This window comes from Streptomyces iranensis, assembly GCF_017874715.1.
GTDB classification, from domain to species: Bacteria; Actinomycetota; Actinomycetes; order Streptomycetales; family Streptomycetaceae; genus Streptomyces; species Streptomyces iranensis.
Genome location: NZ_JAGGLR010000003.1, coordinates 258,634 through 271,894 on the forward strand (window position 1 = coordinate 258,634; position 13,261 = coordinate 271,894).

Genomic DNA, 13,261 nt, shown 5'->3' on the forward strand with positions numbered 1-13,261 from the left:
CGTGCGCCGCGGGTTCTCACCGCGGCAGCAGCGGCCACTGGCTGGACAGCCGCATGGCGGCCTCCGTGACCGCCGGATCGCCGGACTCCATGGCCACGCCGTCCAGGTAGGCGTGGGCCGCCGCTTCGTACAGCTCGTCGACCGCGTAGAGCCGCTCCTCATGGGCCGCGCGGCGGGCGCCCGCGCGGGCGCCCACGGTGGCCTCGGCCTCCCTGGCGCGCTCGGAGCCGGCGAGATCCGTCTCGATGTCCTGCTCCAGCTCCCGCAGCCGCTCGGCCGTGGTCCGGTACGCCGCCAGGTACGGGTGCTCCTCGCCCAGCCCGATCAGGAAGGCGATGCCACCGGAGAGCAGCAGCAGCGCGACGAACATCCAGGACACGCTGTGCGGGTCCAGGTGCAGGGACTCGATGAGGCTCGGTGGGTTGCTCACGCTGTCCCCGACATCCGCGGTCACATCGGGCGGCAGATCCAGCGGAGGCTCCTCCCGGAACGCCACCTTGGCCCGTAGGTCCCCCAACGCCCAGGCGCCGTACGCCCATATGCCCAGCAGGGCCAGGGCGGGCACGGAGGACAGCCGGACCCCGCCGGTGACCGAGCGGCGCCGCAGGATCCAGCCCGCGATATGCGGAGCGAGGATCATCGCCACCGCCACGGCCACCATGAGGCTGTAGGAGAGCAGATCGGCGAACCGCCCGACACCGTGCAGATTCTCGAACACCGAGTAGTAGACGGGCAGTTCGACCACGATCAGCGCGGCCAGCACCCCGAACTTCATCCAGCGCGGCATACCGGGGCGCGCCGCCGCGCCCTCCCATGCCGCCCTGGTGGACAGGGCCCGCTGGGCCGCGTCCGCCTCCGCCACCGGATCGTGGTCGGACACCGCCTGCCAGCGGGCGTGGCCCCCGGTGGTCTCCGGCTCGTCCTCGCGCCGCGTGGCGCCCGGCCGTTCGGGACCGGTGGCCTCGTTGCCTTCGGCGGGCATACGGGCGCGCAGCCACCGGCGCTCGAAACCGCCCCGTACGGTGTCGCGGAAGGTCTGCCACCGGTCGGCCCGCCGCGCCAGCCGGTCCAACTGGTCGGTGGTCACCGATTGCTGCTGCTCCAGGGCGGCCCGCCGCCGGCCCGCCCGCTCCAGCCGCACTCCGGCGGCGCCGGCGGCCGCCCGGACCCGGCTCGCCTCCAGCGCGCCGTCCTCCTCGGCCCGCGCCTGCTCCTCGGCGAACCGGTGTCTGACCTTGTTGCGCAGACTGGCCAGTTCGGCGAAGTAGGGCACCCGGTCCGGGCCGGCCAGCACCCAGGGGTCGAAGACCTTGCGCGTGGCCGCCGAGGCGCCGTGCTTGCGCGCCCGGTCCAGCAGCCAGGCGCTGTCACCGGCCCGGATGACATCCGAGGCGACGGGCTCGGGCTGCGGCAGCGCCCCGTCCGGGAACCGCCGCGCGGCAGTCCGCCCGCCGCGGCGCCCGCGGTCGGCGTCGGCCCTGCGGCGGCGCAGCCTCAGCCGCCGCGGTGCCTCGTCGTCACCGGCGGTAGGTGGTGTGGACATGTGCCTTCACCCTCCCCTCCAGAAGCTCCGTCCAGAAGGAGTTGAACTGCTCGTACCGGGAGGTGTCGGTGCCGTACTTCATGCCGTAGCCCACCGGGTAGATGTCGGCGCCGGACAGCTCCGGCCCGCCGTGCGACTTCAGGAAGCCGTCGATGACGGTCCGGCGGCTCGCGGCGGTGGACAGGTCCTGCCGCCCCAGCCGGAAGTCGGTGTCGCCCTGGTCGAAGTCGCTCACCACCAGGACGTCGAACGACGCGTCGGCGCCGGACGGTTTGGACAGCGCGATGCGCGACAGGCCCCCGAGCACATCGGAGCCGGGTTCCTCCTTCTGGGCGCAGCGCAGCAGCTTCAGGGCGTTGGAGAGGGCCACCGCGCGCATGGTGGTGCGGGTCCGCTCGCGGTCGGCGGTCTTCGAGGCGTCCGGATCCAGGTCCAGCGGGCTGACCTGGCACTTGGACGCCTTGGACACCTTGGTGATGGGGGCGAAGGACGTCTTGCGGCACTTCCTGTCCGCCAGGAACGTCTGCAGGGTGGCCTTGAGCTTGGCCTCCGAGTCGAAGCCGGTCCGGGTGGCGGCCGCCGAGCCGGAGCCGTCGACCACGACACCGCACGTCTGGGCATAGCGTGACGGCTCGTCGGAGCCGCAGGCGGTGCCGCCCGCGGCCAGGGCGAGCGCCAGCGCGGCGGTGAGCGCGCGCCGCCGGTTCCGGCGCCGCCGGGCGCCCGGACGCTCCGGAGCGGGGCCGTGGACGGTCTGGACGGTCATCGCGCGGTCCTCCCGTCGACGCGGTCGGTGTTCTGCCGTTCGAGTATGTGCAGCGCCCGTGAGGTGGCTGTCCGGGCGCTGTCGTCGTCGGCCAGCAGCCAGACGTCGGGCTGGTACCAGGACTCGTCCAACTCCACCCGGCCGGGCAGCCGGTCCCCGGGCGGGCGCCGGGGAAGCCGGGAGAGCTGGGGGTGGGTCTCGCGCACCGCGTCCCAGTAGCAGGCCAGTCGCTGATTGGCCTGGTCGACGACGGCGTGGGCATGCGACCGGCACCGGTCCACGCTGGTGCGCCACTGGCCCATCCAGTGGCCGTACCGCGCGAGCGCCGCGGGCCGGGGGTCCTCCCGGACGTCGTACTGGGTGACCACGCGCACCGATTCCGCGCGCAACCGGCTGAGCAGGGCGTGCTCCCGCCCGATGAGGGCGGCGCGCATCTGCTCGGTGGCCCGGCGGACACCGGTGCGCACCTCCATCACATACGGGGTGATCAGCAGCTCGGGAGCCGGTGGCTCGATGGGCGGCGGGGGTGTCTTGCCCCGCGCCTCCTCGGGCGGCGCCGGGAGCGGGACGCGGGGGACGCCGCGGGCGCCGTCCCGCCTGCCCCGCCATCGGGCCGCGAAGCGTGCGGTACGGCCGAGCCTGCCCCGGCGCACCACCCCGTTGACACTGTCGGTTGTGATCATGAAATGGATCCCCCGATTTCCCCGGTGCGGGAATTCCCGCTCCGGACAGCCGCATTGCGGACAGTGGAATTCCGCTTTCTCCCGCAAAGGGCTCGCAGTCGATGTGGATGACGATGGCGATGTCGTTGTCGATTCGATTCCCTGTCAGACCGTATCGATGAGGTCGTACCCGGGAATGCTCCCCATAGGACACGATCCTGAAAACGCCCGGAAGTCGACCGGAGAACGCCCTCGTCGATGCCTGACGCCGGGTCATACTGGAACGGTTCCGGGGCCACGCCTCTTTGATCATGAATCTCGGAACACGACCTCGGGGGAATGGGAGATGGGTCGGTGGAGAACGTTCCAGGGTGCGCGGAGCCCACGCTCCGGATCAGTCAGACGCACTTTCCGGTGGAGACCCTGGGCCCGGGGCGGCGCCTGGGCATCTGGTCCCAGGGGTGCGGGCTGGCCTGCGCCGGCTGTATGTCCCGGCACACCTGGGATCCGTCGGGCGGCGCCTCCCGTACGGTGTCGTCCCTGCTCGGGCTGTGGCGCGAGGCGTTGGCCCGGGGCGCCGACGGGCTGACGGTCAGCGGCGGCGAGCCGCTCGACCAGCCCACCGCCCTGGAGGCCCTGCTGGCCGGTGCGGTGCGGGCCCGCGCGGAGGCGGTGGCACCCGGCGGCCCGGCGGCGGGCCGCGAGATCGACATCCTCCTGTACACGGGATACGAGGAGGAGGAAGTGGAAGCCGACGCGGCGCGCTCCGCCGCCGTCCGCCACGCCGATGTGCTGGTGACCGGGCGCTTCCAGGTGGCCGAGCCCACCGCCCTGGCGTGGCGCGGCTCGGCGAACCAGCGCATGCGGCCGCGTACGGCGCGGGGGCGGGCGCGTTACCAGGAACATCTGGCCCGGACGGAGAGCGGGCCGCGTCTGCAGATGGTCGAGGGGGACGGCGATGTGCGGCTCTACGGAGTGCCGCGGCGCGGCGAACTGGCCGCGCTGGAGCGTCGGTTGCGACGGGCGGGGATCGCCCTCACCGGTGCGAGCTGGCGCCCCTGAGCGGGGGCGCCGGTCCGGTCGGCACGGGGCGCGGTGGGCCGGCCGGCAGGGCGCGCGGCCGCCCGGTCGGCGCGGTGGGCGGCCGCCCGGTCGGTACGGCGTGCCGTCGCCCGGCCGGCAGGGCGTGCGTCGGGTCCGGCGGCTGTGGTCAGGGACGCGGCGGGCCCCGCGGCTGTGGCCCCGGCCGCTGTGGCCCCGGCCGCTGGGGTCCGGGCGGCCGTGGTCCGGGTGGCCGTGGCCGGGGCGGCTGTGCCCTCGGACGCTGTGGCACCGGCCGCCGTGGCCTCCGCCGCTGTGCTCACAGCGCGCCCACGGCCTCGGCGATCTCCCGGCTGCGCACCACCAGATGCACCCGCCAGCGGGCGTCCCGGGCGAGTTCATCGCGGATCGCCCAGCGCAGCCAGGTCGCGCTGACCGCCGGTGTCAGTCCGCCCCGGCCCGCGCCGAGCAGCGGAAAGCAGATGGAGGCCAGGGCGGGCTCGTAGCGGTCGCGCTCGGCGCGGGCGAGCGCGAAGCACGCGCCGACCGCGCGGGCGATGCTCTCCGGGCGGACCTCGTACGTGTCGTCCAGCGGTGTGGCCACCGCGGCGTGGTAGATCCGCCGGACACCGCGCGCGGCGAGCGCTCCCGGCGAGGTGGGCACCACCGTGCCCGGCCGGATCGGCAGCCCCGGGCGGCCGTGGGCGCGCAGCCATGCGGCCAGTTCGCGGGCGAGCACATCGTCGACGATCTCCCCGGCGGGGTCGCGTACGGCGGCGGCCAGGCGCAGCGCGCCGGAGACGGTGGGGCGGAAGGTCTTGGACATCTCCAGGTAGACGTTCTCCGAGGAGACCAGCACCTCGATGTCCCGCAGCAGTTCGATGGGCGAGACATGGAGGGTGAACGTGCTCTGCGCGTCCACCGGCACACTGCCGACCCGCAGCGGAGGCTCCTGGCCGATCCGGACGGTCCGGCCGGTCCGGCCGCCGCGCGCGAGTGTGCTCTGCCCGGCCGGGCCCGGTTCGGCGGGATTCCGGGCCCCGGCGCCCGGCCCGGGGCTCCGTCCCGTCGAGCCCTGTCCACCGGAGGGGGTCGGCGGCTCGCGCAGGATGGTCAGCACGGCCTCGGCGAGCTGCTGGAGGACCTGCGGTTCCTGGTGCTTGCGGAATCGCTCGGAGGTGACTCCGTACACGGTGGCGGCCGTCTTACGGCGGTCATGGGCGGGCGCGCCCCGGCGGTCGGGGAGCAGCCCGAAGGTGTGGGCCGCGGCCTGGCCCAGCAGATCCCGTTCGCCGAGGCGCCGTACCGCCTCCTTGAGCAGCGCCTCGATACCGGCCGGGGCGTCGTCGGAGCCATCGCAGAAGCCGCCCGCCACGGCCGCGGCGCGCAGCGCCGGCCGATCGATGCTGCGCAGATCTGGCAGTCCGGGCCTGCGTATGCTTTTGAGTTCTTCCAGGAGTTGATCGTATGTGGGCAAATTTGACTCAAATGGCTCCTGACTCATGGTCACCAGGCTAGCGACCGGCCGAGAAAGAGGAAATCGGTCTCCCGGCGGCCGTTCCCGGCCGGGCTTTGTACCGCCGGTAATTCACGCCGCGCTGGAACAGATTTCCGATTTCCGCGGTTCCGCTTTCTTGATCCACGGCCCGGCGGCCCCCGGCCGCCGCCGTCGCCGCCATGAATCCGACAACGCCTGCCCGTTCACGAGGTGACCTTTGTGACCCATCCGCACCAGCAACCGCCCCTCACGGAATACGAGGACGACGAGGAGTACGGGGTCTCCGGGGAGCCCGAAGAGCGGCGGCGCGCGCACGACGCCGGGCCGCCGCCCACCGAACACGAGGAGCCGCCCCCGTCGGCGGCCGCCACAGCGGCCGGGCCCACCGAGGACGAGATCCCCTCGGCGGCCTCGGCACAGGCCGCGGACGGAGGGCGCGACCTGCGCGGGGACACCGGAGCGCTGCCCGTCTCGCTGCGCGGCCGGTTCCGCCTGAGGGCCGTGCTGCGCCGCCCCGACCATCCGCACCAGGCGGCCGTCTACCGCGTCGAGGACGACCGTGGCAGCCACATCCTGAAGTGGTACCACCGCGGCCACGCCCCGGACCGCCGGGTGTGGGAGCCGCTGCGGGACCGGCCGCGCCGCCACCTCACCCACTTCACCGAGACCAGCGACACCGGGGCCGACGGCCATCCGTACGACCTGGCGCCCTCGTACGGCGAGACCGACCTGGCCGGATATCTTCAGGACAATCCCGGCCCGGCCGACCCCGCGCTCATCCACAGCGTCGTACGGCAGTTGCACGAGGCCCTCACCACCCTGCACGAGCTGGACATCGTGCACCGGGACCTCAGCCCCGCCAACATCGTGCTCGGCAGCCTCGACCCGGCCGCCCCGGACCTCGTCCTCGTGGACTTCGCCGTCTCCGCCCATGAACCCGCCGAGCGCTACACCCGGGACGAGCGCTGGGTCGGCACCGCCCTCTACATGTCCCCGCAGGCGTCGCTGCGCCACCAGCTGATCCACCCGCCCGCCGACTGGTGGTCACTCGGCATGATCGTGGCCGAGATGGCCGGCGGGCGCCACCCCATCCGGTTCACCGACAACGACTTCGTCCGGGAGGAGATCAGCTCCCGCGCCCCGGATCTGTCCCTGGTCACCGACCACCGGCTGCGGCTGCTGTGCCGGGGGCTGCTCACCCGCGACCCCGACCACCGCTGGGGCACCGACGAGGTGGCGCAGTGGCTGGTGGGCGGCTCGCCGCCGGTCGCCCCCTGGGACACGGGCGCGGCCCCCGGCGCCTCGGACCCCGCGGACGATCCGGACATCGAGCCGTTCGCCTTCCTCGACGAGCGCTACACCCGGCCGAAGCAGCTGGCCAGGGCGTTCAGCGAGAACTGGCGGCCCGCCCGGCAGCTCCTCTCCCGGCGCCGCGGCCGCGGTGAATTCACCCGCTGGCTACGGCAGTTCGAGGGCACCCCGGGCCGCGACGCCGAGGAGCTGACCGCGCTGCTCGGCCTCCTGGAGCCGCACCACCCCGCCACGCCGCCGCGTGAGCCCAAGCCGGTCACGATGGTGCGGCTGATCTCCTGGCTCGGCCCCACCCTCGACGCCTCCTACCGCGGGGTGCCGCTGGACCACGCGGGACTGGGCGATCTGCTGCGGGAGGCCGGGCGCGGCGATGAGTTCGCCCTCTCCGTCGTGGCGGACCTGCGGGACCACACCATCCTGCCGCTGCTGGACTCACGGCCCGGCGGCGAAGGGCTCGCCGAGGTGCAGCAGCGCTGGCTGACGGCCCGCTCCCGCTGGCAGCACACCGTGGACGAGGCGCTGCACGCGTCGCCCCGGCTGCGCGACCGCCGCGCCGAGGTGCGCGCCGCCACCCGGCTCGACCGTTCCCGGCTGGCCGCCCTCCTCTCGCTCGCCGCCGCCCCCACCGCGCACCGGCGCAGGCTCCAGGAGCGGACCGCCCGTATCCAGGCGGCGTTCCCGCAGCCGGTGGCCTGGTACGGCCGGTTGCTGCGCGACCCCGACGACCTGGTGCGGATGCAACTGGCCGAGTGGCTGGCCGGATTCGCCGAGCAGGAGTCCGCGGAGGCGCAGGGCCGGGTGAACGACGAGCGCGCCCTCCTCCGCCAGGAGCGCGACATGGACGTGGCCACGCTGTGGGTGCGCAGACAGGACATGCTGCCCACGCTCGGCTGGGCCCTCGGCGGAGCCGTCGGCCTCGTCTTTCCGTGGATCTTCGTGATCGGCCTCGGCGATCTGGTGGGATGGCCCGCCCAGCGTGCGGTGCTGACGGCGTGGATGCTGGCCGTCCCGGCGGCCGCCGCCGTGCTGGCGCTGGAGCTGTGGACGGCGTATCGCATCGGCAGCCCCGGCTACCATCCGGACCGTTCCCTGGCCGGGCTGCTGATCGACCGTGCGCTGCCCGTGGCCCGGTTCATCCGCCGCCCCGGCTCGCGCTTCCCCGTCCAGGGCCTGCTGATCCTCCCGGCCATCGCCCTGTTGTGGGCCACCGTGGCCTATGCCCCCTGGGTGTGGCCGATCGCCACGGTGGCCGTTCTTCTCTGGTGGACCTGGCACCGGACGCGGTGCTGGCGCCGCTATGTGGCGGAGCTGCGGGGCCGGGACGACCGGGTCCGCCCCGGCCGGCCGAGGGCGGCCGCCCCGCCGACGTCAGGGAGTGTCACATGAGTTCGGGCCAGGCGATCCCCAGCATCGGCGATGTGATGCCGGATGTGTACTTCCCACAGCCTCCGGCCGCCGAGACCCTCCAGCACACGTTTCAGAACACGGTCCAGGACACCGTCCAGAACACCGGAGTGCCGCACCAGACGGTCCAGGGCACCGGGCTGTCGGACCACATCGGCACCGGCGTCGGCCAGCACATCGGCGACGCCGTGCAGCACGCCGGGGGCCATGCGCTGCACGCGGCCATGGACCAGCTGCACGACCTGATGGTGCCCGCCCTGATCGGCCTCGGCTCGCTCAGCGGGGCGCTGCTCGTCGGCCGTGCCACCATGGCCGGGGCGCAGGTGCTCGCGGCCGCCGCCATCCGCGCCGCCGAGTACCAGGCCGAGCTGCGGCAGCGGCAGTTGGACGCCCGGCAGGCCGCCGAGTGCTGGCGGGACGCCGCCTTCGCCGCCGTCCGGGCCAACGCCCGCATCGACACGCTCCGCGCGCGCATCCGGCGGGCCGCCACGGCCGCCGGACCCGACGGGCCCCCGGAGCCGCCCGACCTGCCGCCGCCGCTGGCCCTGACCGGCGTGAGCCTGGACGAGGTGTGGCGACGGCTGGCAGACACCGACCGCCGGCTGCGCCACGCGGAGGCCGCGTACGCACGGGCCACCATGGAGGCCGCCGCCCGCCCGGTGGCCGGGGCGCACCCCGCGGACTCCGGCTGGCACGCCACCCTGCGCGCCCGCCGCGTCAAGGCCCTGGAGGCGTACGAGGAGGCCGCCACCGAAACCGAGGCCCGCGACGCGCTGCCGCAGCAGCCGCCCGCCGCCACCGCGGCCCCGGGCGAGGAGGAGGTGCTGCGGCTGGGCGCTGATCTGCTGGCCATGCTGCCGCGGAACGTGGCGGTGGCCGACTACCGGCTGGTGGAGGAGAAGGTCACCGTCGCCGCGGAGGTGGCCGCCCGGCGGCCCGCCGCGGCCAAGCGCCATCTGCGGGAGGCCGCCCGGTTCGCCGAGCGGGTCTCGCGTGACGCCGAGCGGCGGCAGGAGACCGAGGAGTGGGCCGCGCAGCAGCTCGCCTTCCTCCGCGCAGACCACCCCGGCGCCCCCGTTCCGCTGCCCGACGCCGGGGCGGAGATCGCCGTCCTGGAGCGCTTCCTGCACCGGGGCGGGACGCTGGAGGAGGCCGAGCGCGCCCGTGTCGCGGCCCGTGTGGGAAAGCGGGTCGACGCGTATCAGCGGATGTACGCCGCGGAGGTGATCCGCGCGGCGGTCCAGCGGTCGGAGCCCGAGACGGCCGGATACGCCACCTCCGGAGCGGTGCAGTTCATCGACTGGACCCCGCCGGGCTGGGGGGACGACCACTGGCTGCGCATCAGCGTGGACGCCGAGGGCACCGCCCGGGTCTCCACCATGCACCGCGAGCGTGACCCCGGAGAGGAGACCGACGACGATCTGGACCTCGACTGGCAGCGGTGCGTCGAGGCCCCCGACCATCTGCGCGAGCTGCGGAAGCTGGCCGAACGGGCCGGGCTCAGCGTGCCGTTCCAGTTCGACGAGCCACCCGCGCGGCCGGTCCCGCGCACGGCGGCCCGCCCCGCCCATGACCATCGCACCGGACCCAAGGTCCGCCACCGTGACCAGGAGACGTAGGTATGACCGAGGCACCCACCTCCCCGGACCGCGGAGACCGCAGCCTCCCGGCCTTCGCCGAGGAGCTGGTCGGCACGCTCAGTGTCCACTCCCAGTACGTCCTGCACGGCAGCATCCGGGACATCCACCTCGTCCGCCACGAAAAGGACCCCGACGAGGGCGGTCCCGAGCGGACGTACGACGCCCACCACACCCTCACCGAGGTGCTGTGGAACGCCCTGTGGCAGGAGGGGTACGAGGCGTTGATCCGCTTCGACATCGCCGACGGCTTCACCGTCGTCGCGGGCCCCGCGGCCAAGGAGGTCCGCGAGCTGCTGCACGGGCGGGACGCCACCAGACCCGGGCGCGCCCGCCGCGCCGACACCCCCGTCCACCTGGCCGACGCCGAGCGGACCCTGGGTGACATCGTCACCGGCTGGAAGCAGCAGGGGCGGCAGCAGAAGACACCGGACGGACGCCCCCGCCCGGACACCGCACAGCGCCAACAGCCCTACCGGGTGGTGCTGTTGATCGACTACGCCGCCCGGATCCCCACCGATGTCACCCGGCTCAGCGATGCGGAGCGGGACTTCTTCCTCAACTGCCTGAAGCTGGCCGAGGACGCGCGGCCGATCTCCTCACCGGGCAGCGGACGGCGGCTGTTCAACCCCGTGATCTGGCTCGCTGACGGGGAGCGCGACCTGCCCACCTGGCTGGTGGCGGGCAGCGAACGGGTCCGTACCATCGGCATCCCGCTGCCCGACCTGGGCAGCAGACGGCGGATGGCCGAGCTGCTGGCCGAGGAGCACACCGCCGCGTCCGCGCCCGAGGACAGCGGGGACGACGGGCCGGTGCGGCTCGACAAGCGACGGCCGCCGGACGAGCACGACCTCGACACCTTCGCCCGCGCGACCGCCGGGCTGACCCTGCGCGCGATGCGGGAGAGCGCCCGGATGGCGCTCGACCGCGGGCTGTCGTTCGCCGAGATGCGGGACGCGGTCCGGGTCTACCAGCTCGGCGTCAAGGACAACCCGTGGCAGGCGGACTACATCCGCGAGCAGATCAAGAAGGGCGAGGCGGATCTGCGGGCGCGGGTGAAGGGCCAGGAGAAGGCGGTCGGCAAGACCCTCGACATCCTCAAGCGCGCCGCGCTCGGCCTCTCCGGCGCCCAGGCGTCCCACCCCGGCAGCCGGCCGCGCGGTGTGCTGTTCTTCGCCGGGCCGACCGGCACCGGCAAGACCGAGCTGGCCAAGTCGGTGGCCAAGCTGCTGTTCGGCACCGAGGACGCCTGTCTGCGCTTCGACATGAGCGAGTTCTCCGCACCGCACTCGGTGGACCGGCTGCTCGGCGCACCGCCGGGTTACGTGGGCTACGAGGCGGGTGGCGAGCTGACCACGGCGGTGCGCAACGACCCCTTCCGGGTGGTGCTGTTCGACGAGATCGACAAGGCCGACAAGGGGGTGCTGGACAAGTTCCTCCAGGTACTCGAGGACGGCCGGCTCACCGACGGGCAGGGGGTCACCACGTACTTCAGCGAATGCGTGCTGATCTTCACCTCCAACCTCGGGGTCAGGAAACGGACCGGCGAGGGCGGCCGCGAAGGGCGGGTGGCCGAGCCCGGTATGCCGTACCACCAGCTGGAGGAGATCATCCTGGCCAATGTGAAGGAACACTTCGTGGAGGGGATCGGCCGTCCTGAGCTGATGAACCGGTTCGGCGGCAATGTGGTGGTCTTCGACTACATCGACGCCAAGGTGGCCGCCGAGATCTTCGACTCCCAGGTGGGCAACATCCAGCGGGTGCTGCGCGAGGACCAGGGTGTGCATCTGCGCCTCTCCGACGAGGCGCATCAGGCGCTGTCCACCTACTGCACGGCGGATGTCGACAACGGCGGCCGGGGCATCGGCATGCTGCTGGAGACGCATCTGATCAACCCGCTGGCACGGGCGCTGTTCGACCAGGAGCAGCTGGCGGGCACGGCGGTCACCGTCACCGGTGTGCGGCCGGCCACGGACGGGACGGTGGCCCTGGACCTGCGGGTGGTACGCACCGGGGCCGCGGGTCCCGGTCCCGGCGGCGGCCGATGAGCGGTGGGGCCGCTCCGGCGGGGTGGTGGCGCGAGCCGGACGACGAGGAGGGGGAAGCACCGGCGGGTCCGGCGGAAGCGGCCGAACCGGCGGGACCGGCGGAAGCGGACGCGGACGCGGCGGGGAAGGCGGACGCGGAGGCCCCGGATGCGCGGCCCCGGCCCGAACCCCAGCCAGAACCCCGGCCAGAACCCCGGCCCGCACCGCCCCCGGCCGGGGTCGAGGTGTCCGCGCCCTGCTGGAACTGCCGTGCGCCGGTGGCCCCCCGGGACACCCGCTGCGCGTCCTGCGGCCGTGCGCGCACCCATGCGCTGCTGGTCTGCACCGAGCCCTGTCTGGAGCTCCGCCACGGGCCGGGCCCACCGCTGCGCCTTGGCCGCCACCCGGACTGGGCGCCGCGGACCGCCGCCGCGTTCGCGGGCTGGAACAAGGTCTCCCGGCATCATGCCTCGATCACGGTGGAGCCGGACGGCACCGCCTGGGTCGAGGAGCCCGAGGCGGGCAGCCGCAACGGTACGTATCTGAACGGCGCCCGGATCGCGGCGGGTGTGCGCACCCCCGTCCGCGACGGCGACCAGCTGCGGCTCGGGCTGCGGGTCAGCTTCGCCATACGGCTGTACGGACCGGAGCCCGGCACCGGCTGAGCCGGTGCCGGGCGGGGTCGCGGGGCGGACCCCCGTGCCGCCCCGCGCGCTGAGAGCCTGTGTCATACCCGCATACCGGGCGGAATGACGACCGCCCGCAGCGGTGCCAGCAGCTGGTTGGCCTCGCCCGCCCCCTCGAACGTGCCCAGGTTGTGGGCCTGGCCGGGCACCGCCTTCAGCGGCTCCTCCCCGCAGCGGTCGCCGAAGAGCACCAGCGCGGGGTGCGGGCGGTGCCGCCGCGACTGCCACACCAGCCCCTGGGCGTCCGGCACCTGGCGCCGGATCTCCCTCGCCCAGGCGCGGGTCTGCGCGTACTCGTCGGTCTCCAGCAGCCAGGAGGTCTGAAACACCGCGGCCAGGTCCTCCTCCTCGACCAGCCGTACCAGGACCAGGTCCTCGGTCACCCGAACCTTGGACAGCGAGCGGGGGGCCGCCAGCGCCCACGGCACCTGACGCCGCCCCTCCGGCCCGGTGAACTCCATGTCCCGCAGCATCACCTCGGCGAGGGCGGTGGTCGGTGCCACGGCCGCGTAGAGATACGGGTACCGGTCCTCGGTGGTGGCGTCGAAGCGGTTGCCGCCGAAGAAGGAGTGCGCGGGCTTCGGGTTGAACTCGGCGCAGGCGTAGGCGGTTTCATGGCACCTCCACAGCTCGGTGCCCGCGCTCAGGACGAACAGGTTCGGGCTCATCCGCGCGCCCTCGGGGGG

Annotated in this window: 10 protein-coding genes; 5 read left to right on the forward strand and 5 right to left on the reverse strand. The window is 73.9% G+C overall.

Annotated elements, in window-relative coordinates; translation table 11 throughout:
• Nucleotides 1-16 precede the first annotated feature (16 nt).
• From J2Z30_RS07115 to J2Z30_RS07125, 3 genes are read right to left on the reverse strand one after another with little or no spacing between them, the layout of a single operon-like run.
• Complete coding sequence (locus J2Z30_RS07115; protein ID WP_044579738.1) at nt 17-1,543, reverse strand: hypothetical protein; 1,527 nt, start codon at nt 1,541-1,543, stop codon at nt 17-19.
• Nucleotides 1,518-2,309, reverse strand: a complete 792-nt coding sequence (locus J2Z30_RS07120) for a hypothetical protein (protein ID WP_044579740.1) — start codon at nt 2,307-2,309, stop codon at nt 1,518-1,520. The genes J2Z30_RS07115 and J2Z30_RS07120 overlap by 26 nt, the downstream gene beginning before the upstream one ends.
• Nucleotides 2,306-2,992 (reverse strand): hypothetical protein, encoded by a 687-nt coding sequence (locus tag J2Z30_RS07125; RefSeq protein ID WP_044579742.1) that lies wholly within the window; start codon nt 2,990-2,992, stop codon nt 2,306-2,308. Before J2Z30_RS07125 ends, J2Z30_RS07120 begins: the two co-directional genes overlap by 4 nt.
• Before the next feature lie 393 nt (nt 2,993-3,385).
• Between J2Z30_RS07125 and J2Z30_RS07130 the strand changes: the two genes are divergently transcribed.
• Nucleotides 3,386-4,033 (forward strand): 4Fe-4S cluster-binding domain-containing protein, encoded by a 648-nt coding sequence (locus J2Z30_RS07130; RefSeq protein WP_308279816.1) that lies wholly within the window; start codon nt 3,386-3,388, stop codon nt 4,031-4,033.
• A gap of 298 nt (nt 4,034-4,331) precedes the next feature.
• Here the strand turns inward: J2Z30_RS07130 and J2Z30_RS07135 are convergent, their stop codons facing one another.
• On the reverse strand, nt 4,332-5,489 hold the full coding sequence (locus J2Z30_RS07135; protein WP_245387697.1) for a macro domain-containing protein: 1,158 nt from the start codon (nt 5,487-5,489) through the stop codon (nt 4,332-4,334).
• A gap of 240 nt (nt 5,490-5,729) precedes the next feature.
• Between J2Z30_RS07135 and J2Z30_RS07140 the strand changes: the two genes are divergently transcribed.
• From J2Z30_RS07140 to J2Z30_RS07155, 4 genes are read left to right on the forward strand one after another with little or no spacing between them, the layout of a single operon-like run.
• Nucleotides 5,730-8,207, forward strand: coding sequence for a protein kinase domain-containing protein (locus J2Z30_RS07140; RefSeq protein WP_044579745.1), 2,478 nt, complete (start codon nt 5,730-5,732; stop codon nt 8,205-8,207).
• A complete protein-coding gene (locus J2Z30_RS07145) occupies nt 8,204-9,844 on the forward strand; it encodes a hypothetical protein (protein ID WP_044579748.1) in 1,641 nt (546 codons plus the stop codon). Before J2Z30_RS07140 ends, J2Z30_RS07145 begins: the two co-directional genes overlap by 4 nt.
• Before the next feature lie 2 nt (nt 9,845-9,846).
• Nucleotides 9,847-11,910, forward strand: a complete 2,064-nt coding sequence (locus tag J2Z30_RS07150; RefSeq protein ID WP_044579749.1) for an AAA family ATPase — start codon at nt 9,847-9,849, stop codon at nt 11,908-11,910.
• Entirely contained in the window at nt 11,907-12,554 is a 648-nt protein-coding gene (locus J2Z30_RS07155; RefSeq protein WP_078957118.1) for an FHA domain-containing protein, read from the forward strand. Before J2Z30_RS07150 ends, J2Z30_RS07155 begins: the two co-directional genes overlap by 4 nt.
• A gap of 62 nt (nt 12,555-12,616) precedes the next feature.
• Here J2Z30_RS07155 and J2Z30_RS07160 read toward each other — a convergent pair whose 3' ends face one another.
• Nucleotides 12,617-13,243 (reverse strand): RES family NAD+ phosphorylase, encoded by a 627-nt coding sequence (locus J2Z30_RS07160; RefSeq protein WP_044582400.1) that lies wholly within the window; start codon nt 13,241-13,243, stop codon nt 12,617-12,619.
• Between the last annotated feature and the right edge of the window lie 18 nt (nt 13,244-13,261).

Coding starts and splice junctions, on each gene's coding strand:
- J2Z30_RS07115 (WP_044579738.1), bottom strand. CDS start 1,543: ATGTCCACACCACCTACCGCCGGTGACGACGAGGCACCGCGGCGGCTG.
- J2Z30_RS07120 (WP_044579740.1), bottom strand. CDS start 2,309: ATGACCGTCCAGACCGTCCACGGCCCCGCTCCGGAGCGTCCGGGCGCC.
- J2Z30_RS07125 (WP_044579742.1), bottom strand. CDS start 2,992: ATGATCACAACCGACAGTGTCAACGGGGTGGTGCGCCGGGGCAGGCTC.
- J2Z30_RS07145 (WP_044579748.1), top strand. CDS start 8,204: ATGAGTTCGGGCCAGGCGATCCCCAGCATCGGCGATGTGATGCCGGAT.
- J2Z30_RS07150 (WP_044579749.1), top strand. CDS start 9,847: ATGACCGAGGCACCCACCTCCCCGGACCGCGGAGACCGCAGCCTCCCG.
- J2Z30_RS07155 (WP_078957118.1), top strand. CDS start 11,907: ATGAGCGGTGGGGCCGCTCCGGCGGGGTGGTGGCGCGAGCCGGACGAC.
- J2Z30_RS07160 (WP_044582400.1), bottom strand. CDS start 13,243: ATGAGCCCGAACCTGTTCGTCCTGAGCGCGGGCACCGAGCTGTGGAGG.